The sequence below is a fragment of the Adhaeribacter sp. genome, from assembly GCF_057359045.1.
This window is the reverse complement of record NZ_JBMQUD010000078.1, coordinates 25,501-46,371: the sequence shown is the minus strand read 5'-3', so window position 1 is coordinate 46,371 and position 20,871 is coordinate 25,501. Positions and strand designations below refer to the sequence as shown.

Here is a 20,871-nt window from a genome sequence, read left to right as displayed (position 1 = left end):
TTTATGTTCTTTATCCGCCGCAAAAGCAAGACAGGCATTAATCATCTCTTCGTTTAATTCTGCAAAATCTGAGATAATTTCTTTTTAGACATACCAGTTGATAGCCAATTTAACACGTCATAAACCGCTATTCTTGTGCCTTTAATGCATGGCTTGCCAAATATTTTATCCGACCGTATCTCTAAATACTCCTGATAATCTATAATTGAATAGACTATAATTCTGGATAAAATGGTTTTATGAAGGCATTAAAGGTGTAGTATTCTATTATAAAAAAATCCCGAATAACTTTCTAGCTACCCGGGATTTTACTTTATCAGATTGGATTGATATTACATCTCTTTCAACTCTCCTACCATTTTAGTGATAGTAGCTTTGGCATCGCCAAAAAGCATTAAAGCATTAGGGTAGCCAAATAATTCGTTTTCGATGCCGGCGTAGCCCGAAGCCATACTGCGCTTGCTGATAATTACGGTGCGGGCCTTATCGGCATTTAAAATAGGCATGCCGTAAATAGGGCTGGCCGGGTTGGTGCGGGCAGCCGGGTTTACCACGTCGTTCGCCCCAATAATTAAGCACACATCGGTGTTAGAGAACTCATCGTTAATATTTTCCATTTCAATGAGCTTGTCGTAGGGTACGTTGGCTTCGGCCAGGAGTACGTTCATGTGGCCCGGCATCCGGCCGGCTACTGGGTGAATGGCAAATTTTACCGAAATATTCTTTTTTTCGAGCAACTCGGTCATTTCCCGTACAATGTGCTGCGCTTGCGCTACGGCCATACCGTATCCCGGCACAATAATTACCGACGAGGCCGAATCGAAAATCATGGCAGCTTCTTCTACGCCCACTTCTTTTACCTGAATATCGGAAGCACCTCCGGCCGCGGCGGCAGCGCTGCCCTGGCCAAAACCCCCTAACAAAACACTTACCAAAGAGCGGTTCATGGCCTTACACATAATCTGGGTAAGAATAATACCCGATGCGCCTACCAGCGCACCCGCAATAATGAGTACCTGGTTGTTCAGCACAAAACCGGTGAAACAAGCGGCTACACCGGAGTAAGAATTCAGCAAAGAAATTACCACCGGCATATCGGCCCCACCAATTGGAATAACCGTAAGAATACCCAGCAGTAAACCAATGGCCAGCACCAGCATCATGTACAAATCGTTATTCGGGTCGAGTACCAGGAAAATACTGGCTACCAGCATGGCTAAGAACAAAATAGCATTTAAGGCGTGCTGGCCACTAAAAGTAATGGAATTGCCATTTACTTTGCCCGACAACTTGCCGTAAGCCACCATGGAGCCGGTAAAGGTAACGGCACCAATAATAACACTAAGCACTACGGATACACCAATAATGGTGGGCATAATTACCTCGGCATCGTGGGCCATACGCCAATATTCGGAGGTAGCTACCAACACCGAACTGATACCACCAAAACCGTTGAAAAGTGCCACCATCTCGGGCATTTGGGTCATTTCTACTTTTTTGGCCACGTACGTACCTGCCGCCGAGCCTACTAAAATGGTAACGAAAATTTCGGTATAGCTTAAAACATCGCGTACCAGTAAAGTAGCCACAATGGCAATAAACATGGCTACCGCCGAGTAAATATTACCCTGACGGGCCGTGTGGGTTTTACCCAGCATTTTAATGCCTACAATAAAGAGCACCGAAGCCACCAGGTAAGCTAACTGAATAATAATAGTGAGTAATTGCTGATTCATGTGGGGAGCCTCCTTTATTTCTTTTTCTTGAACATCTGGAGCATGCGGTCAGTAACCACGTAGCCGCCTACCACATTTAGGGTCGCAAAAAACAAAGCCACTATCCCCAATATTTTACTCAACGGGAACTCGCCGGGCAGCGGACCCGAACAAATAATAGCCCCTACAATGGTAATACCCGAAATAGCATTAGAACCTGACATCAAAGGTGTATGCAAGGTAGGCGGCACTTTGGCAATCAGTTCAAAACCTACGTAGCTAGCCAGTACCAGTACGTAAAGCAGTACAATTAAATTTTCTATCGACATGATTTGAATGTTGAAAAGTTGTAAGGTTATAAATTGAAAGGATTTTTCTTACAAAGAAAAAGGCGTATCAGGCTGATTTGTGCTCTTTACTGATTTTAATAATGAACCTGATTGTAAGTATTAAGTACTCTTTTGTGACAGATAGCCGTTAAGTAATGGTAAAACCATTTTTAAAACAAAATTTGATTATCACATTACCACATTACCACAATTATTTAAGCGGTGGCTTTTTCCAGGATATTTTTGGTAAAGGTATGTACCAGTTGGCCCTGATGGGTAATTAACGAGCCTTTCGTAATATCTTCGTCCATTTCCCACTTAAAGCCATCTTTGCTACCCAGGTGCAGCAGTAAGGTACTAATGTTGCGGGCGTAGAGTTCGCTAGCATTTACGGGCAGCAAAGCCGGTAAATTAGATTCACCGATAATGGTTACGTGGTGCTTTACTATTATTTGGTTTATTTCGCTTAAAGCGCAGTTACCACCCGATTCTACGGCCATATCCACGATAACTGAGCCGGGCTTCATGGCGCGCACCATTTCTTCGGTAACCAGCAACGGGGCTTTTTTACCAATAACCAAAGCCGTTGTAATTACCAGGTCGGCATCGGTAATGCGGCTTTTTATTAATTCCTGCTGCTTTTGTAAATATTCCGCCGATACTTCTTTGGCGTAGCCGCCTTCGGTTTTTACGCCTTCGTCGGATTTAACTTCCAGGAACCGGCCACCCAACGATTCTACTTGTTCTTTTGTTTCGGGGCGCACATCGGTTACTTCTACTACGGCACCTAAACGGCGGGCGGTGGCAATGGCCTGCAACCCGGCTACACCGGCACCAAATATTAAAACTTTAGCGGGGGTTATGGTACCGGCAGCGGTCATCATCAGCGGGAATATTTTGCCTAGATGGTTGGCCCCAAGCAACACGGCTTTGTAACCGCCCAGGTTGGCCTGCGAGCTGAGGGCATCCATTTTCTGAGCTCGCGAAATACGGGGTACCGCATCCATCGAAAACGCCGAAATTTGTTTTTCGCGCAGTACCTGTATTAGTTCCGGTACGGTGTAGGCATACAAAAAGGAAATAAGAATAGCCCCGTTTTTCATTAAGCGGGCTTCGGCAGGGGTGGGGGCGTTTACTTTCAGGACAACGTCGGCCTGGCCGTACACTAAAACCGGATCGGCTAGTACAGTTGCACCTGCCTGGGTGTAAGCTTCGTCCAGGAAGTTAGAATTGATGCCCGCATTGGATTCGACGGTACATTGAAAACCGGCTTTTTGCAGACTTTTTACCACATCGGGGGTTATGGCTACCCGGTTTTCGTACAGCTTGGTTTCTTTGGGGATAGAAATTTTCAAAGCTCTTATGCGTTAAAGATATAAAGCAATATTACTCTGTGCCCAATATAGATATATTAATTATAAATTTCCCAGCCCGGCAAACCGATAAAAGCAAATAATCACCCAATAGGCGCTTGTATTAAATTAAAAATGCCTGTGGAGGGTTATTAAATAGGTAAAAAACGTTAACTAAATTTTTTGATATCTTCGCCTAAGTCGTAAACCGGCTGATTTTTTATTTTTCGGGCCAGTAAGCTGCTACCCGCCGCCGACCGGTAACCACCGGCGCAATGTACCATAATGGGTTTATCGGTAGGTATTTCGGCAAAACGGCTCCGCAATTCGGGTAAAGGAATGGCCAGGCTATTCGGGAAAGGTTTGTGTTCTTTTACTTCGTTAGCATTGCGCACATCTACAATGGTAAATTTTTCCGGATCTTTTTTTAAGTTAGTAAAATTAGCGAAGTTGTTCCGGGCGCTGGTTTCGGTTGCGCCAACCGGGTTTATTAAAGTACCCAGAATATTTTTCTCGTACCCGATTTTGGCTGTTTTTGCGATTACTTCATTCTGGCTTTCCTCATCGGTGCATACCAGGTAAATTTTTTCGTCGGGTTTAATAACCGAGCCCAACCAGGTTTCGAATTTAAGTTCGTTTTGCAGGTTTATGGCGCCCGGTAAGTGCCCTTGTTTAAAATCAGCAGTTGGCCGGGTATCTATAATTAATGCGTTTTTTTCCAGGCTGCAATCTGGGGCCAAAAACGGTACCCGCGAGATACTGGCTTTATACTCGGGCGCACCGGTTTTATTTAACTTTACATCGAACGGAAAATAAGCCGGTACAAAAGGTTGGTCGGCCAGAATGTAGTTAATAAATTCCGCTTCAGTCATTGCCTGCAGGGCCGGGTTGCTTTCTTTTTCGGCACCCAAAGTGCTGTTCGGAGCATTGCTAATGCCTTTGCCGCACAGCGAACCCGCACCGTGCGCCGGGTACAGTACCAAATTATTGGGTAAGGGCATTATTTTTTCGTGAATAGATCGGTACAGGGCCTGGGCTAAAGCTTCGCGGGACGTGTTGATACTACCGGAATCGTGTAAATCGGGTCGGCCCACATCACCTACAAAAAGTGTATCGCCAGAAAATAAAGCATACGGTTTCCCTTTTTCGTCGTGTAAAAGCACACAAATGCTGTCGGGGGAGTGGCCGGGGGTATTCAGGGCGTGTAAAGTAACTTCGCCTAGGGTAAAAGAATCCCCATCATCGAAAGGAATATGGGGGTAAGTGGCACTGGCCTGTTTGCTGGTGTAAATGGTAGCTTCTTTGGTAGCGTTTATTTCAAAATGGCTGCTTACAAAATCGGCGTGGGCATGGGTTTCTATTACGGCCACAATTAAAGCATCGTGCAAATTCGCAAACTCATAATAAGGTCTGGGATCGCGGGCCGGATCAATCAAGGCAATTTTGCCTTCGCTCATAATGGCGTATGCATAATGGGCCAAACCTTCGTCTTTAAACTGTTCTATGATCATGGTGCTTGCGGTTAAAAGCCGGCAACCATTTTACCGGCAACAGTAACTACGAAACCCAAGGGGAAAAGTGATTTTTAGTTGTTAGTGATTAGTAGTTAGTTTTTAGAAAAATAATTTACCAGGCTTGATATGTGCCAGAATAAGCTTTGTGCAACGCACTTCCTTAATGATGCTTACTTATTTTCCATAACAGGAAATAAGCCAAGTGTTCCTAAAAACTAACTACTAACCCCTAAACACTAATTAAACAGGTTGCTTAGTAAGCCTTTCTTTTCTTCAATTTTATAACCGGCTTTGGTTACGTTCTGGATAATATTTTCGGCCGCCACTTCGTCGCCTTTTACCGTTAATATTTTATCCGGGTTTTTAGTATCTACCTCCCAGCCTTGTACATTTTTTACGGCATCAAGATATGGTTTAACGCTGGCTACACAAGAAGAACAGTTTATATTGGTTTTAAATTTTAGCGTTTTCATAATTGTTTAACTTGGTTTAAATGGTATGGTTATAACGGTTTATTTAAATAAAATGATCAGGTTAAAATAAATTTTTAGTCTACAAATTTTCTGCCTGGGGTTAACCGGGGTCAGAAAACGTAAGTTTATTTAAGGCAAAGGAGTGCGATTAAGGCAGTCTTTGCACTTGGTTTATGTTTGCTGGTAATATTTTACAGTTTAAGATTGCGCAACCGCAAACTGTTGGTTACCACCGATACGGAACTTAGCGCCATGGCGGCCCCGGCCAGCATAGGATTAAGCAAAAAGCCGAAGAACGGATACAGTACACCGGCCGCTACGGGTATGCCAATCAGGTTGTAAATAAATGCCCAGAATAAATTTTGTTTAATGGTGCGTACCGTGGCGTGCGATAACCGGATGGCCGGTACAATGTGCCGCAAATCAGATTGCATTAAAGTTAAGTCGGCGGCTTCCATGGCTATGTCGGTGCCTTTGCCCATAGCTATGCCTATGTCGGCCTGGGCTAGCGCCGGCGAGTCGTTTATACCATCGCCCACCATGGCTACCGTGTGGCCCTGGGCCTGCAGTTGCTGCACATAACTGGCTTTTTCGGTAGGTAAAACCTCGGCGGCAACGTGGGTAATATTTACCTGCCGGGCTACCGATTGGGCCGTTTGCTGGTTGTCGCCGGTGAGCAAGTGCACTTGCAAGCCCAAATTCTGGAGCGATTTTACCGCTGCTGCCGAGGTTTCTTTGATGGGATCGGTTACAGGTAGTAAGGCCAATACTTGTTGGTTATCGGCAATAAACAAGATAGTTTTGGCCAAAGCTGCCTGCGTTTGGGCCATTGTTTGCACCTTTTCGGGCACTATAATCTGCATTTCCTGCATTAAATGGCGGCTCCCGATGTAATACGTTGTGCCGGCTACCGTAGCTTTTACTCCTTTACCGGTCAGGCTTTCAAAGTTTTGAGTCACGGTCGGCAGCACGTTTTCAGCCTCTAATTTCCGGATTACAGCATCGGCGAGCGGGTGCTCCGATTGTAGCTCAATGGCCAGTACCGCGCTTTTAACGGCACTTTGGTTTACCTGCGGCTGCGCCCAAATAAAATCTTCGGCTTCGGGTTGGCCTTTGGTAAGCGTACCGGTTTTATCCAGCACAATTACGTTGGCTTTATGGGCTGTTTCCAGACTTTGGGCATCTTTTACCAGAATACCATTTTGGGCGCCTTTGCCCACCGCTACCATTATGGCCGTAGGCGTAGCCAAACCCAAAGCACAAGGGCAGGCAATAATTAAAACCGTAATTAGGGCTTGTAAAGCAAAAGTTAAGTTGTTCTCTACCCCCGAAAAATACCAAACAACAAAGCTGGTAAGGGCAATCAGAATTACGACCGGTACAAATATGGCCGAGATTTTATCGACCAGTTTTTGCACGGGTGGTTTACTGGCCTGGGCTTGTTGTACCGTTTTAATAATTTGGGCCAGCAAGGTTTGGTCACCGGTTTTTTGCGCCAGCAGCTCAAAACTGCCTTTCTGGTTTACGGTTCCGGCAAATACCTTGGCACCCGGCTTTTTCGGTTGCGCTACGGGCTCGCCGGTAATCATGCTTTCGTCTACAAACGACTCGCCCTGGTGCACCAAACCATCCACAGGAATTTTTTCGCCGGGGCGGATGCGAATCCGGTCTTGTGGCTGCACCTGCTCCAAAGGTATTTCTACTTCGGTGCCGTTGGGGTTAATAATTTTAACGGTTTTGGGTTGCAAGCCGATTAATTTTTTAAGTGCCGCAGAAGTACTGGCCCGGGCCCGCTCTTCCATTAATTTACCCGCCAGAATAAAGGCAATAATAGCCGCCGCCGATTCAAAATAAACCTGCGGTGCTAAACCGCGGCTAAGCATAAAGCTGGGGTACAACGTATTAAAGGCGCTAAACAAAAAAGCTACGCCGGTACTTAAAGCCACCAGGGTATCCATATTGGCCGATAAATGGCGCGCTTTTTTAAAACCACTGATAAAGAAATCGCGGCCAAACCAGAAAATAACTACACCGGTTAGCACCAGCATAATGTAGTTAGAACCCGGAAAGCCGTGGTGAAAAAACATGCCTATAACTATAACCGGCAAGGCTAAAGCAAAAGCAGCAATGGTCCTGGATTTTATGCTTTCATAATGTTTTTTTTCGGCGGCTTCCAGTTCAGCGGCCGCGTGGGCGGTATCGGGCAGCAGTTCGTAGCCAATCTGGCTTACAACCTTCTGCATGGCTTTTAAGTCAATTTTTGCGGGTTGGTATTCTACCTCGGCCGATCGGTTAGGGTAACTTACGTTTACGTTCTGTACTCCCGGTTGGGCCTTTAACATCGACTCCACGCTAACAGCACAGGCGGCGCAAGTCATGCCGCCCAGCGGAAAGGTAGCCTTTACCGTGGTGGGGGCAACAGCAAGTGTTTCGATAGTTTCCATAGTAAATTCTTTTACTTATTTTATCGATACAAAGATATTTGCGTATAGGCAGGTTCGTGTTACAGCATCCGGCTTAAATGTTATAAGATTTTGTCGGGGACCTTATCCCCAGTCCCTTCTCTACCAGAAGAAAGTAAGTCTGGCTAATGAATTATTTTAAGTAGATGTTTTTAGCTGAATTAAGTCCTCTGCCTGCAGGAGGAGGATTTAGGGTGAGGTAAACTGAAAAAAATAGATGGAAAAATATTTACATTAAACGCATGAAGAATCCAAAAGGAACCCTGATCGCTTTGGGTGGCGGCGGCGACGATGTGCTGATTAAGCTGATTCACTCAGAATATTGTCATCACAAATCGGTGGTGGAGGTAATTACCACGGCGGCACCGGAGCCGGAAGAATCGGGGCAGGCTTACGTAGAAGCTTTTGAGGAGTTTGGGTTGCCTAACGTGCGTTTTATGCACATCGACGAGCAAAACGCCGCCGACCAACCCGAATATTTAGAGCGAATTAAAAAAGCCGATGTTATATTTTTTACCGGCGGCGACCAGCGGCGGATTCTTAAATTTTTGAAAGGTACACAGGTGCATAAACTCATGAAGAGCCGCTACCAAACCGACGAAATATTAATTGCCGGTACTAGTGCCGGCTCGGCGGCCATGTCGGACCGGATGATTTACGAAGGCTACGGGCCGTACTCGCTGGAGAAAGGCCGTACCAAAACCAGCGCCGGTTTATCTTTTATCCGGAACATGTACATCGATACGCATTTTACTGAGCGGGGACGGTTTGGTCGGTTGTCTATTGCGGTTTCGCAATGCCCCGAATATATTGGTATTGGGTTGGGCGAGGAAACGGGTGTTATTATCCGGGAAGGTAGTTTGTTAGAGGTTTTTGGGATTGGTGTAGTAACCATTATTGATGGCGCCGAGATAAAATATTCGAATATTCATGAAGTGCCGCACGGCGCGCCCATTGCGGTAGAACACCTGGTAATGCATTTACTGGTAGAAGGTAACCAGTTTTGCCTGAAGACTAAGAAAATTAAGTTTGCACCAGCAACTGCGGCGCAACCTTAATTTATACTTTAAAATTTCTAATCCAAGTTTCAGCCAGCGTAGGATTGGTAAAGAAATGCTCGTTTTCTTTGCCAAACATACTTTCGTACTTCTCTATTTTGGTTTGGTCCTGATGTATGTGGGCGGCGGCTACGCATTGTATGCCCCGGGTATTTTTTAGTTGCATAGTAGCGCCTTCATCAAACAGGTTTACGTAGCCGGTTTTCCAGTTGTAATTAGCCAGGGTTGCCGGCACAATTACCCTGAATTTTTTATGCGCTGCTAAATCGGTAGCCGTAAAGCCGTGCAGGTTAATCAATATTTTAAAGTGCCCGTTCTCCTCTACCTGGCTCAAGGCCTGCTGGAGCGATGCTTCCCACTGGTCGACGGCAGCAGCATCTACATCGCCGCTTAACTGGGTAATTATTAGATGCTGTTCGGGGTACCACTTAGTCTGGGTAATATTTGTCTTTGCCATAATAGATAAGATAATTTATTAAACGTTATTCTCTGGCAAATGTAAGTTATATCGTGTATTTCTGAGCCTAGGTGATTATATATCAGAAGTATATACCAGGAAACCACCTGGCTAAAATTATGCAATCAATCCTTAATGTTTCAGATATATCCAGTGATTGCCGGAAGCGGATGCTGGCGGTGCTCTACCCAGGTCTGTGCCCTCACAGACCTGAAGCATAGCTTTAACCACCGGCTTTCTTTCGATTTGTAAGAGCAAAAACCGAGTACGGGGAGTAAGTAATTACAGAACTTCTCTTAATAGCATTATAACAGCTTGCCGAAAAAACCACAATCACTTATGTTAGTGGTTGTGGTTTTTTCGGCAAGCGCAGCACGGTCAGAAGTTTTACCGTTTGGCACCGGCAAATTTCATGCGGTAATCGGCGTCTACGTCGCCTTTGGTTATTTTGGTAAGCCGGCCTTTGAGCAATCGCTTTTTTAAACCCGATAAGTGGTCGGTAAATAAAATGCCTTCAATGTGGTCGTACTCGTGCTGAATAATCCGGGCTACCAAACCATCAAACACTTTTTCGTGTACTTGCCAATCCAGGTCCTGGTACCGGATAGTAACCCGCGCCGGGCGGTATACGTCTTCGCGCACGCCCGGTATGCTTAAGCAGCCTTCTTCAAAAGGCCACTCTTCGCCTTCTTCTTTGATTATTTGGGGGTTAATAAACGCTTTTTTTACGGCCAGTTTCTTTTTTTCTTCGTCGTCTTCAAAAGGAGCCGAATCGATTACAAAAAGCCGGATGCTTTTACCAATTTGCGGTGCCGCCAGGCCCACGCCGTGGGCGTTGTACATGGTGTCGTACATGTCGTCGATTAGTTTGGACAGGTCCGGGAAATTCTGCGGAATTTCTTTGCCTTTTTCTTTTAAAACCGGATCTCCGTAAGCTACAATGGGGTAAATCATAGGTTGTTCTGCGCTAAATAAGATTGCAAAATAATAGTGGCACTTACTTTATCTACGGTGGCTTTGTTTTGCCGGTCTTTCTTTTTTAATCCACCGTCTATCATCGCCTGAAAAGCCATGCGGGAAGTAAAGCGCTCATCTATGGTATAAACAGGAATATCCGGTATTTCTTTTTTCAGTTTCCGGACAAATCCTACTACGGCACTGGTAACATCGGTGGGGGTGTTTTCAAGCGTACGGGGCATGCCTACCACAAAGGTTTCTACGGGTTCTTGCTGCGCATAAGCTTTTAAAAAAGTTATGATGTCTTTGGCATGTACCGTATCCAAGGGGGTGGCAATAAGTTTAAGCGGATCGGTAACAGCTACCCCCACTCGTTTATTCCCGTAATCAATCGCAACAACTCGGCCCACCGTAATTATAATTTTTCCGCAAAGGTACGCAGTATTTTATTAGTTTTTGTAACCTGACCTTGATTATCGCAGTTTGGCTAGGGAAGCAAGTTCTTTAAGCCCATTTATAAACCATAAAAAAGCAGGCGCGCAAAAACAAAGAACCTTTACGGCTTGTTACCGAAACTTTTATAAATTTATTTAAGCCTTGCGGCAAATAATTTATACCGCAAATGGGTGAAATGATTTTTGGTTACAAGAACCCATTTATGCTGCCTAAAAGCCCTGTCCGCGGAAGTAAAAGTGGAACCGCCGCTTTTGCAGGAAAATTCAAAAAAGGTCTGCGCCAGCCCGTAATCTGGTGGTTTAAGGCGGTACGCCTTGTTACCTAAAAGTAAATTTAAACGTATTGACATTCTGCTTTTTACGTTTAAATAGATATATTATTGTAGTTAATTTTGGCCGTAGCGCACAGATTTATTTATTCGTATTTGTAATATTTTATAGAACAGGTAAGCTTGTTTTAATTAAAACACTTTGATTAACTATAAAAATTAGTATGTTTTTTAACTGCGGATAAATTTGGTTAGGTGTGTGGGTGTGTTGGTTATTTTACATTGTTGTTTCTTTTGTAGATTAGGTTAAATGTAAGGTGTGTTGTGTTATTTTGTGCATTAAAGTAAGAATAATATAGGATTTGTATGAATATTTACGTTTAATCCAAATATTTAAAAGATTTACTTGCTATAAATAATTATATTTTAGATATATTTGTCCAGGTAAAGGTTTTAACTGCCTCTGGGTGTGTAAAATTATATTTTTCTGGTATGAGTAAAAATTCTACTAATTCTATTTTTCAAGTACGATTACCGCTTTTCTTATCGGTTGCTTTGGCCGCCGGTATTTTAATTGGCTCCAGTAGTTTTAAAATATCAACGTATAATGCCCAGGCTACCGCCAAAGGTTATCTTAAATTCCGGGATATTTTAAGTTATGTAGACCGGGATTACGTCGACTCGGTAGATGTAGAAGAGCTCTCGGACTTTGCTATTTCTAAAATGCTGGAAAAGCTAGACCCCCATACTACTTACATACCAGCCAGCGAGATGGATATGGCCCGCTCTTATTTAGAAGGCGAATACGTAGGCATTGGCGTAGAATTTAATATTTTCCGGGATACCATTCATGTAATTGCACCTTTAAGTGGAGGGCCGGCCGCGGCGGCTGGTTTGCAGGCCGGCGATAAAATTTTAAAAGTAGATGGCGCCAATATAGCCGGAAACGGCGTAAACACCCAGCAGGTTTTTGAACGGCTACGCGGCCAGAACGGCACCAAAGTAAACTTAACCGTTAAACGGAAAGACAAAAAAGGCTTGCTTAACTTTGTACTTACCCGGCACCGCATACCCAACTCCTCGGTAGATGTAAGTTATATGGTAGATGATTTAACGGGTTATATTAAAGTAAACCGGTTTGCTGCCAATACCTTCGATGAGTTTAAGGCTGCTTTAACCAAACTGAAAAAAGCGGGTATGCAGCGCCTGATTCTGGATTTGCGCGGTAACCCCGGCGGCTACATGGACCGCGCCACCAAAATGGCCGATGAATTTATTCCGGGTAATAAAAAAATTGTTTATACCGATGGCAAAGGCACCAAGTACGATTCTGAGACCTACGCCCGCGTACCCGGCGAATTTGAAGAAGGCTTGCTGGTGGTGTTGGTAGATGAAGGGAGCGCTTCTGCTTCCGAAATATTGGCCGGTGCCCTGCAAGACAATGATCGGGCCTTGATTATTGGTCGGCGTTCGTTTGGCAAAGGGCTGGTGCAAATGCCCATTGCTTTAAACGATGGCTCGGAACTGCGCCTGACTATTTCGCGGTATTATACGCCTAGCGGCCGTTCTATTCAGAAACCCTACAGCACCGGTGCCGAAGATTACGAGTTAGACATATCTAAGCGGTACGAACGCGGCGAATATTTTCATCCGGATAGCATCCGGTTTGTAGACTCGCTCAAATACAAAACCGCTAACGGACGTACGGTTTACGGTGGCGGCGGTATTATGCCCGATGTTTTTGTGCCGCGCGACACCGCCCAGCTGACCAATTACCTGAACCAGTTAAACGCTAAAAACCTGGTACGTGAATTTGCGCTCAATTATTATCGCGACCACCAGAAAGAATTACAAAAAATGACTTTCCAGGCTTTTAAAGCTTCTTTTAACATAACCGATAATATGTTGCAAGGGCTGGTGCAAGAAGCCAATGCCTTAAAAATTCCTTTCCGGTCGCAGGAGTTTAATCGTTCTAAGAACCTGATTAAAAATAACATTAAAGCCTACGTGGCCCGCAGCGCGTTTGGTGCCGAAGGTTTTTACCCGATTATGCACGACCAGGATACCGAGTTTCAGCAGGCCCTGAAGCAGTTAAACCAGGCCGAACTGCAACACCGGCAATTTGCTCTTTTAAAAGATTATAAATAGCCCGCGTATCCCAGTAAAGTACAGCAGATTCAAAAACCAACCTGTTTCACTTACATGAGAAATAGGTTGGTTTTTTGATTAATGGACTATAATGAAATAATTAATCCTTATTCTTGAAACCCCAATTTTAATGAATAACCCGGTTAAAAATTTAAGGTCTAACCGGGCTGGTGTAGCGCAAATATTTTATTGCACTACGCTTGTAAGGCAATAGATTGGGCTTCCATGTAAATCTGCGGTAATTAGTTATATTGCTGGCGTATTACACCACCAAAGCGTATTCACATGACCGTTAAAGCTACTACAAGCCGCACCAAAGCAGGTAAATTATCGGGGCCGGAGAGCGTCAAACAGTTTTTAGACCAGCTGGAGCATCCTTTTAAACCCGAAATTTTAGCTGTACGGGAAATAATTTTAAACGCGAACAACCAGCTAACCGAACATATAAAATGGAATGCCCCTAGCTTTTGTTTAAACGGGGAAGACAGAATTACTTTTAACCTCTACAATAAGAATAATTTCCGGCTTATATTTCATTGTGGCGCCCGGGTAAAAAATGCGCAAATTCAGCCGCAATTTACCAGCGACGATGCCAGCAATCTCTTAAACTGGGTTGCTCCCGATAGGGCCGTGGTGCAACTTACCAACCAACAAGATATACGCGAAAAAGAGGCAGCCTTGGTACAAATAATAATTAAATGGCTGCAATGGGCTAATTAGCGCGTATTGTTTTTCATTTATCGGCAGCGCACTCGTACAATATCTATCCTGGGCAATTACCAGCAAGCTATCTGGCGTTCTCCGGCAAAATATTAAACCTGTTTTGTAATAGCTACCAGGCAAATATCTAAAGAATAGTAATGCAGATTGGTATGACTGGATTATGCCATACAAATGTGTACTTTTTTTAACCTGCCGATGGGCTACATGCCCCGCTTACCAGTAGTTAAATCCAAGCGCAACCAAAAAAAGTTATTATTATTTTCCTTCGTGCCCAACTGATGGGGGGTACTGCCCGTAAGTTTACCCGGCATAAAAAAATACATACACTCCTAAAATATGATTGAAGCAGTTAAGTTTTGGAACGAACCGAATAACAAATCGCATTGGGCTTTTGAAATTGACCCGGAATGGCAAATTTACGCAGCTATGGTTAAAATGGCTGCCGCTGCTGTTAAAGCCGAAAATCCGGGTATTTTGCGGGTACTCGGCGGTATATCACCCATCGACCCGCATTTTATTAAAACTTTACAAAAACAAGGCGCTCTTGACGATTTAAATGCCGTGGCTGTACACGGTTTTCCGCTCGACTGGAACTTATGGTCGATTCATGAATGGCCGGAAAAAATTGCTGAGATCGAAGCTGTTACCAATTTGCCGGTGTGGGTTACCGAAGTAGGGATTTCGAGTTTTGGGGCCGAAGAAGTGCAGGAATTTGGCTTGCGCCGCACCGCCGAATTATTATTGGGCCGGGTAGAACGGGCGCATTGGTACAGCCTTTACGATTTGCCCCACACCTGGGAAGCTACCACCCGCCACCGCGAAGCCGAAGGTTCCTCGTACTACCGGCATTTTCACATGGGCTTATTACGCGAAGATGGCACGCCCAAGCTGGCTTTAAAGCACTTTTCGGATTATACACCTGAGTTTGGCATTTGCCAGTGGTTTCATTTTGAAGATCACCGGCTCGATCAGGCCGTAGATTGGTTGCGCAAATTGGGCGTGAAACGGTTGCGTACCGGCCTGAGCTGGGCCGATTGGCTGCGCCCCGACGCCGATAAATGGTTTGACCACGTCATGAAAAAGCTGGAGGAATTTGATTTAACCGTAACGTTTTGCTTTACCCCCGAGTCTAAAGGTATTCAGCCGCACCACACCAGTCCGCCACAAAACATAGAAGAGTTTGCCGACTTTTGTGTAACCATGATGCGCCGTTACGCCAGATAACTAAATGTATAAATTTACCCAACTATCACCAACCCAATATTACGCCGCCTAAGTACTGTATGAGTGCTGATATGCCCGAAGAACCTGTTAATGGGTGGATGTACCACATGCGGCGCGGAAACTTTGCCGAAGCCTGGAAAATTACCGATGCGGATGTACAAGCCCGCGCTGGTAAACCGTGCTGGCATTGGCCGCGTCATTTGCAATATATCTGGGAAGGAACCCCACTAACCGGTAAGCGCGTGCTGGTACGCTGTTACCATGGGCTCGGCGATACCATTCAGTTTATCCGGTACGCGCCGCTGCTAAAAGCTATTTGCCCGGAAGTAATGGTATGGGCGCAGCCGCCTTTGTTGCCGCTTTTACAAACCGTAGCCGGTATAGACCAAATATTGCCTTTGCACGACGGCTCCCCCGATGTAAGCTACGAGGCAGATATAGAAGTAATGGAGGTACCGCATTATTTCCGGACCACCCTCGAAACCATTCCGGTGCAAATACCTTATTTGCACGTGGTACCCAAGCCTTTGGCTACCGGTAAAGAAAAATTGGCGGTAGGGTTGGTTTGGCAAGCCGGCGATTGGGACCAACGGCGCTCTATTCCTTTTGCGGTGCTGGCTCCGTTAGCAGAACTGGCAAATATTCAGCTTTACATACTGCAGGCCAATGCCACAGCGGCAGGCTGGCACGAAGGGTTTGGGATAAACCCCGGCGAATTTAGTTTAGCAGAATACGCACAGGTGGTAAAAGGCTTGGATTTATTAATTACGGTTGATTCTATGCCGGCACATTTAGCGGGTGCGTTGGGGGTACCGGTCTGGACGTTACTACACGCCCAAGCCGATTGGCGTTGGCTGGATAACCGATCCGACAGCCCCTGGTACCCAACCATGCGGTTGTTCCGGCAAACGCAGCCCGACGATTGGGCCGGCGTTATTTTCCAGGTGATTGCCGAATTAAAAGAATGGCGTAAACCCTTAGAAACAAAATAATGATTTGCGATAACCGGCATGCTCTTACCTGTTAACATCTGGTAAATAGCTTATGCTGATGGTTATAACCGAAACAAATATTTTAATGGCTATCGCAGGGGCTTAGCCGGCGATAGCCATTATTTAAGCATATAACTGTCTTATTTTAATACAGTCCGTACTGGAATTTGCGGCAAACGCACCAGGGTAAAACACGTTTTAAGAGGCATTTATTACTTAATGAGTTATATAATTTTTATCTCTTTACCCCAGTATTTAGCGACTTAAAAAGATGTACTGGGCCAGACCAGACCTTTCCCAATACTTTTTTTCTAACCACCTTTTAGTTGGGTTAAACGTTTTCGCATTTCACTTACTTTGCCTTGGTGGTAAGCCAAACCATGGTAAATGGCCGCTACCAAGCGGGCCCAGGTCAGGTAAAGCGCCGGCTTTTGTAATTGCCGGGCCAGCCTAAAAACCCGATGACTGCCGGCGGTAATAAAATTCCGCATCCGGTAAATAAGTTTGCGTTGCCGGGTAATTGTTTGGGCATCGGGTGCTACGCGTTTGCGGGGCTTTACGCCGCTTTTAGCCCACGTAAGCCGGTAAGCTAAGCCTTCGCGGCGTTGCCGGAAACCAGCGGCTTGCGTTTGCTCTACAAATTTGCTGTCTACTTCCTGTAATTGTAACCGGCCGGCCTGAATGGCATTGTCCACCAATTGTTGTACCAGCGGCGATCGTACCACCACCACGTTGGTTCCGCGTCCGTCCGACGAATAAGGTTCTACCCAGGCATCGCCAAAAGAAATATCTGATGTTTCGGCCACTACATCATCGCAATAGTTACAAGCGGAGTTCATGTAAAAGCCGGCACCCCAATCGCCGTCGGCCAGGTGCCACCAATCGCGGTTAACCTGGCTGCCGTCGCGCATGGTTAGTTGGGCATTATACCAGTTAGCGGGGCGGTTAGGGTCTTTCTGGCGGTATTCTACCCGCGAAATCTGGTTATCAGGCACTTGCATTTGCCAGGCAAAGCTTTGTACAAACCGGGCACTTTTCATGTGGCCGCAAAACAGCCCCAAGGTAAATTGAATGCGTTCCCGGAAAAGCGGGTCTTCCTGGCGCAGCAGGTGCACGGCTTTAATAAAACACGGAATACCTACTACGGCGTAACGGCCCGGCACTTCCCGAATGGTTTGCAAAATTTGCGATAACTCAATGGGGTAATAACGCGATTTGGCACCTTCCCGGATTTCTTGTTCGGTGCGGGCTATGCGGTAACGGAAATACCGGCCATCGGCTTGCGGATCCTGGGTGGCAACTACGTGGGCTACACCATCAATTAAGCCCTGGCGCAGTAATTCGGTAGCTACCCAGGTAACCATGCCCCCAGAGCTGCCCTGCATCCGGAAATCTTCTTCGCCCACGTGGCCCACATACGCCGCCTGAAAGCTGCCTAAAGCTTTATCGCGCTGTTCAGGTGCAGGAAAAAGCCTGGCCGCAATTTGGTCTTCGTTCTGGGTTTCCGGCGAAAAAGGGCAGGTACGGGTAAAGCCGGCCGAGGGCTGGCGAAACCAATCCGAAGGGCCTTGGGGCTTTAGTTGGCCGTAAGCATCAAACGCCATTTGGGTAGCCGGCAAGTTGGCTTGTGCCACGCAACTACCACAACCAATACACAACCCCGACCCAACAATATCTTTAGGACTTAGCAGCTTGCTCATGCCGATTCTAGTGTTTTGGTGGTTACTGCGCGATCTAAATAAATTTGCGAAGTCTGGCGCAGCGCTTCGATTTTTTGTAAAATACCTGGCTCTAGCGGCTCGCTTAATCGGGCCGTGTAAACCGCTGTAGGCGTGTCTTCGGGTAATAAATGTTTTTCGCCGCCTATTTTGGCCATTAAACCCTGGAGTTTATACCGCCGGTAAGGCGTGGTTTCGCACACAAAGGGTTTGGCGTTGCGCAGGGCAAACACACAACCATGAAAAAAGTTGGTAGCTACAGCCTGGGCTTTAGCCATAAAATGGGCAAAATCATGCGGATCGGCGGTTAGCCATTGTTCATCGGCCCAGTCGTTGCGGTACCCAATGCTAATAAGCGGCAAATTATTTGCCTGCGCATACTGCCTGATTTCGCGGGCAAAGGCAGCGGTAAAGTTATGCCCGTAAACGGCCATGTAAGCTTTGGGTAAATGGTCGAGGGAACGGGCATCGGGCATAACCGGAAATTGTAAACAAGGATCCAGCACCATTTCGGGCTGGAAGCCCAGCGCATTTTTAATAATATTTTGGGAGTTTTCGTCGCGTACCGAAATCATATCAAACTGCCGCAGCTTTTCGGCCCAGGCAGGCTCCAGCCCCCAGTTGGCATCGTAATTGCCAAAACTGGCCGCGTATGAAATTAGCTTTTTGGCTTTGAGACCATCGCCGTAAAAAATAGAACAGCCACCAAACCACGGGTGCGATAAATTCCAGACCTCATCGCTACCTACCACCACCACATCGTAGGGTTCCATTTCGGCCGGCTCTTCTAATGCGAAGCGCTTCGAAAGGGGTAACGTTTTAAACGTGCGGAAAAATTTTAAGATTTTTTCGCGGTAAAGCGGATAGTCTGATTTGGGTACGGGCGTGGGCAGCACCGGCTGGAAAGCACAGGTCCATTCTACTTTATTTACCCGTTCCGAATCGTGATCCAGGATAACAGCCTGGTGCCCGCGGGCCTGCAGCCCTTCGGTTAAACAGCGCGCCTGCCAATAACTTCCGTAGTTAATACAACGGTGAAATGTTAAAACCCCAATCTTTAAACTGTTTGGTTTATTTATGTGCTCCAAAGTATCTCTTAATTTATTTAGATAAATATTTTGCTTAAGTACATTTGTTGGCCAACCATAATATTTTTAAGGTTCACCAAAAGAACTTAAAGGTGGTTTCTGCCAACGGGATAAGCCCGGTTTAGGTTCTACTTTGTTCTACTGTTTCTGCCCACTAAAATTCCTTTTTAAAGGATTAAATAGTTGTTTTGTAATGATTTATATTTTAGAGAAACGACATATTATCTAAAATTTTTATATTTCTGATTTAACCGGGAAATTATTTGCCGAAGCCCTGAAGTGCGCATTTACCAAAAGTGACGACCTGAAGAGAAACGCAAGCGATTGCTATACCGTTAAAGGGCTCTGTTAAATGAAAGCATTTAGCAGCGTGTATTTCCGGTGCAATTATCAGAACCTCATTTGTATTTTTAAAAAGTTACCAGCGGCTCTTGCGGAATGTTTTTACGGGTAAGCCAAACAGGTATAGCAAATAACGGGCGGTAATAATATGAACGCCTACGGTGGTTTAACAGCTTTTTAAGTATGCTGTTAAACCCCGTTCTATTTTTAAACTAATAATATTTAGAAGAAAATTACATGACCAAGTTTTTACTTATACGCCACGCCACCACCGACGCGGTAGGCAAACACCTTTCCGGGCGAACGCCGGGAGTACCTTTAAACGCCGCAGGGCAGGAGCAGGCCCAACAGTTGGCCCACCAAATGGCTGGTTTACCTATTGCGGCTATTTATAGCAGTCCGTTAGAACGGGCGCTCCAAACGGCCCAACCATTGGCAGAACAACTGCAACTACAACCAATTATTAACAATAATTTTCTGGAAATGGATTTTGGTGATTGGACCAACCGCGCATTCGCCGACTTGCAAAACGAACCTGAATTTAAGCTTTTTAACTCGTTTAGAAGCAGCACCCGGGTACCCGGCGGCGAACTTATGCTGGAAGCGCAGGCCCGGATTGTGGCGGGGCTTCAGCAATTATATCGGCAACATCCAAACGAAACCATAGCCGTAGTCAGCCATTCTGATTTAATAAAAGCAGCCGTAGCTTATTATGCCGGTATTCACCTCGACCTGTTCCAGCGCCTCGAAATTAGCCCGGCATCGGTAAGCATTATTCAGTTTTACGACGAAACTGCCCAAATATTGCAAATTAATTATACCGGTAAGCTACTTATTTAACCGCAGCCGCAGAGCCATTTCTTACCGGCAATTATTTACAAGAAGCGCAAAAGAGTAGCCATCCGGCAGAATCTGGCCGGTAATACTATTTTTTACTAGAGCCTTTTAAAAATTAATGAGAAATATCTAATAAAGATTTATGTAATTTTTGGGTAAACGGCATCTGGCTGGTATAAGACTTTAAGAGAAGTATTCCATGAAAAATATTTTCTTGCTGGTGTGCTTGCTAACGGCCTGTAGCCACTTTGTTTTTAGTCAGCCCGGAGCCTTTTCTCCGGTTCCAAAAACAATAATCGGGATTATTTCGGTAAAGCAGCCTTTACTTTTAATTGGCCATTTAGAAACCAACATCAATTCTTTGATCATCCGGCCAGAGAACCTGCAAATATTAGCCAGGTACACCGACTCGCTGGCATTAGTACCTTTCGGCGATAAAGGCCGGCAAGGCATTGTAATAGCCAAATTAAAAGAACCGGTTCCGCTTTTCAGGCTACCCGAGGTGTTGGATTATTTTAAAGTTCCGGCCGAAAACCGGCATTTAAAAGTACTGGTAGATAACAGGCTCATTAACCCGGAGCTGTTCCTGGCCGATATAAGATTGATTAGAAAAATAGAAGTTACGCAGCAAGCCGTTACCAGTTTTATGCGGTACAGTTGGCAGGCAGATGAGCTGTTTTTAAATATCTTAACTGCGCAGGAATAAATATTTTCTATTGCTCCTGTAAGAGGTAATATTTAGCCGGTTAAAACAAACT

The 20,871-nt window shown here is 45.4% G+C and carries 20 protein-coding genes; 8 read left to right on the top strand and 12 right to left on the bottom strand.

What is annotated here, in order from left to right; genetic code table 11:
• Nucleotides 1–53: 53 nt before the first annotated feature.
• The 7 genes from ACO1R6_RS12400 to ACO1R6_RS12370 all read right to left on the bottom strand — a co-directional run bounded on the left by ACO1R6_RS12400 (nucleotide 54) and on the right by ACO1R6_RS12370 (nucleotide 7,827).
• Nucleotides 54–131, bottom strand: a complete 78-nt coding sequence (locus ACO1R6_RS12400; RefSeq protein ID WP_486265220.1) for a hypothetical protein — start codon at nucleotides 129–131, stop codon at nucleotides 54–56.
• 201 nt (nucleotides 132–332) lie between these two features.
• Nucleotides 333–1,736 carry an NAD(P)(+) transhydrogenase (Re/Si-specific) subunit beta gene (locus ACO1R6_RS12395; RefSeq protein WP_486265172.1) on the bottom strand — a complete coding sequence of 468 codons (1,404 nt, stop codon included), beginning with the start codon at nucleotides 1,734–1,736 and terminating at the stop codon, nucleotides 333–335.
• A 14-nt stretch (nucleotides 1,737–1,750) separates the two neighbouring features.
• Entirely contained in the window at nucleotides 1,751–2,044 is a 294-nt protein-coding gene (locus ACO1R6_RS12390) for an NAD(P) transhydrogenase subunit alpha part 2 (RefSeq protein WP_486265170.1), read from the bottom strand.
• Nucleotides 2,045–2,259: 215 nt separating this feature from the next.
• Nucleotides 2,260–3,399 carry a Re/Si-specific NAD(P)(+) transhydrogenase subunit alpha gene (locus ACO1R6_RS12385; RefSeq protein ID WP_486265168.1) on the bottom strand — a complete coding sequence of 380 codons (1,140 nt, stop codon included), beginning with the start codon at nucleotides 3,397–3,399 and terminating at the stop codon, nucleotides 2,260–2,262.
• Nucleotides 3,400–3,566: 167 nt separating this feature from the next.
• Entirely contained in the window at nucleotides 3,567–4,907 is a 1,341-nt protein-coding gene (locus tag ACO1R6_RS12380) for an MBL fold metallo-hydrolase (protein WP_486265167.1), read from the bottom strand.
• 239 nt (nucleotides 4,908–5,146) lie between these two features.
• Complete coding sequence (locus ACO1R6_RS12375; RefSeq protein WP_486265165.1) at nucleotides 5,147–5,383, bottom strand: heavy-metal-associated domain-containing protein; 237 nt, start codon at nucleotides 5,381–5,383, stop codon at nucleotides 5,147–5,149.
• A gap of 191 nt (nucleotides 5,384–5,574) precedes the next feature.
• Nucleotides 5,575–7,827, bottom strand: coding sequence for a heavy metal translocating P-type ATPase (locus ACO1R6_RS12370; protein ID WP_486265163.1), 2,253 nt, complete (start codon nucleotides 7,825–7,827; stop codon nucleotides 5,575–5,577).
• Between the two features lie 260 nt (nucleotides 7,828–8,087).
• Between ACO1R6_RS12370 and ACO1R6_RS12365 the strand changes: the two genes are divergently transcribed.
• Complete coding sequence (locus ACO1R6_RS12365) at nucleotides 8,088–8,903, top strand: cyanophycinase (protein WP_486265161.1); 816 nt, start codon at nucleotides 8,088–8,090, stop codon at nucleotides 8,901–8,903.
• A gap of 1 nt (nucleotide 8,904) precedes the next feature.
• On the opposite strand, the gene ACO1R6_RS12360 is transcribed toward ACO1R6_RS12365, so the two are convergent.
• The 3 genes from ACO1R6_RS12360 to ruvX form a co-directional block, all read right to left on the bottom strand.
• Nucleotides 8,905–9,360, bottom strand: a complete 456-nt coding sequence (locus ACO1R6_RS12360; protein WP_486265159.1) for a hypothetical protein — start codon at nucleotides 9,358–9,360, stop codon at nucleotides 8,905–8,907.
• Nucleotides 9,361–9,747: 387 nt separating this feature from the next.
• Nucleotides 9,748–10,314, bottom strand: coding sequence for a peptide deformylase (gene def, locus ACO1R6_RS12355; RefSeq protein ID WP_486265157.1), 567 nt, complete (start codon nucleotides 10,312–10,314; stop codon nucleotides 9,748–9,750).
• On the bottom strand, nucleotides 10,311–10,727 hold the full coding sequence (gene ruvX / locus ACO1R6_RS12350; protein ID WP_486265155.1) for a Holliday junction resolvase RuvX: 417 nt from the start codon (nucleotides 10,725–10,727) through the stop codon (nucleotides 10,311–10,313). Before ruvX ends, def begins: the two co-directional genes overlap by 4 nt.
• Before the next feature lie 212 nt (nucleotides 10,728–10,939).
• On the opposite strand from ruvX, the gene ACO1R6_RS12345 reads away from it, so the two are divergent.
• The 5 genes from ACO1R6_RS12345 to ACO1R6_RS12325 all read left to right on the top strand — a co-directional run bounded on the left by ACO1R6_RS12345 (nucleotide 10,940) and on the right by ACO1R6_RS12325 (nucleotide 16,128).
• Entirely contained in the window at nucleotides 10,940–11,098 is a 159-nt protein-coding gene (locus tag ACO1R6_RS12345; protein WP_486265154.1) for a hypothetical protein, read from the top strand.
• Nucleotides 11,099–11,533: 435 nt separating this feature from the next.
• On the top strand, nucleotides 11,534–13,189 hold the full coding sequence (locus ACO1R6_RS12340) for a S41 family peptidase (RefSeq protein ID WP_486265152.1): 1,656 nt from the start codon (nucleotides 11,534–11,536) through the stop codon (nucleotides 13,187–13,189).
• A gap of 285 nt (nucleotides 13,190–13,474) precedes the next feature.
• Nucleotides 13,475–13,909 (top strand): DUF1801 domain-containing protein, encoded by a 435-nt coding sequence (locus ACO1R6_RS12335; RefSeq protein WP_486265150.1) that lies wholly within the window; start codon nucleotides 13,475–13,477, stop codon nucleotides 13,907–13,909.
• 339 nt (nucleotides 13,910–14,248) lie between these two features.
• Nucleotides 14,249–15,136 (top strand): hypothetical protein, encoded by an 888-nt coding sequence (locus ACO1R6_RS12330; RefSeq protein ID WP_486265148.1) that lies wholly within the window; start codon nucleotides 14,249–14,251, stop codon nucleotides 15,134–15,136.
• A 59-nt stretch (nucleotides 15,137–15,195) separates the two neighbouring features.
• Nucleotides 15,196–16,128, top strand: coding sequence for a glycosyltransferase family 9 protein (locus ACO1R6_RS12325; protein WP_486265147.1), 933 nt, complete (start codon nucleotides 15,196–15,198; stop codon nucleotides 16,126–16,128).
• 311 nt (nucleotides 16,129–16,439) lie between these two features.
• On the opposite strand, the gene ACO1R6_RS12320 is transcribed toward ACO1R6_RS12325, so the two are convergent.
• Nucleotides 16,440–17,828, bottom strand: coding sequence for a Coenzyme F420 hydrogenase/dehydrogenase, beta subunit C-terminal domain (locus ACO1R6_RS12320; protein WP_486265145.1), 1,389 nt, complete (start codon nucleotides 17,826–17,828; stop codon nucleotides 16,440–16,442).
• Entirely contained in the window at nucleotides 17,825–18,934 is a 1,110-nt protein-coding gene (locus ACO1R6_RS12315) for a polysaccharide pyruvyl transferase family protein (RefSeq protein WP_486265144.1), read from the bottom strand. The genes ACO1R6_RS12320 and ACO1R6_RS12315 overlap by 4 nt, the downstream gene beginning before the upstream one ends.
• Nucleotides 18,935–19,513: 579 nt before the next feature.
• Between ACO1R6_RS12315 and ACO1R6_RS12310 the strand changes: the two genes are divergently transcribed.
• Both ACO1R6_RS12310 and ACO1R6_RS12305 read left to right on the top strand, forming a co-directional pair.
• Complete coding sequence (locus tag ACO1R6_RS12310) at nucleotides 19,514–20,116, top strand: histidine phosphatase family protein (RefSeq protein ID WP_486265142.1); 603 nt, start codon at nucleotides 19,514–19,516, stop codon at nucleotides 20,114–20,116.
• 196 nt (nucleotides 20,117–20,312) lie between these two features.
• On the top strand, nucleotides 20,313–20,819 hold the full coding sequence (locus ACO1R6_RS12305) for a hypothetical protein (RefSeq protein ID WP_486265140.1): 507 nt from the start codon (nucleotides 20,313–20,315) through the stop codon (nucleotides 20,817–20,819).
• The last annotated feature ends 52 nt before the right edge of the window (nucleotides 20,820–20,871 follow it).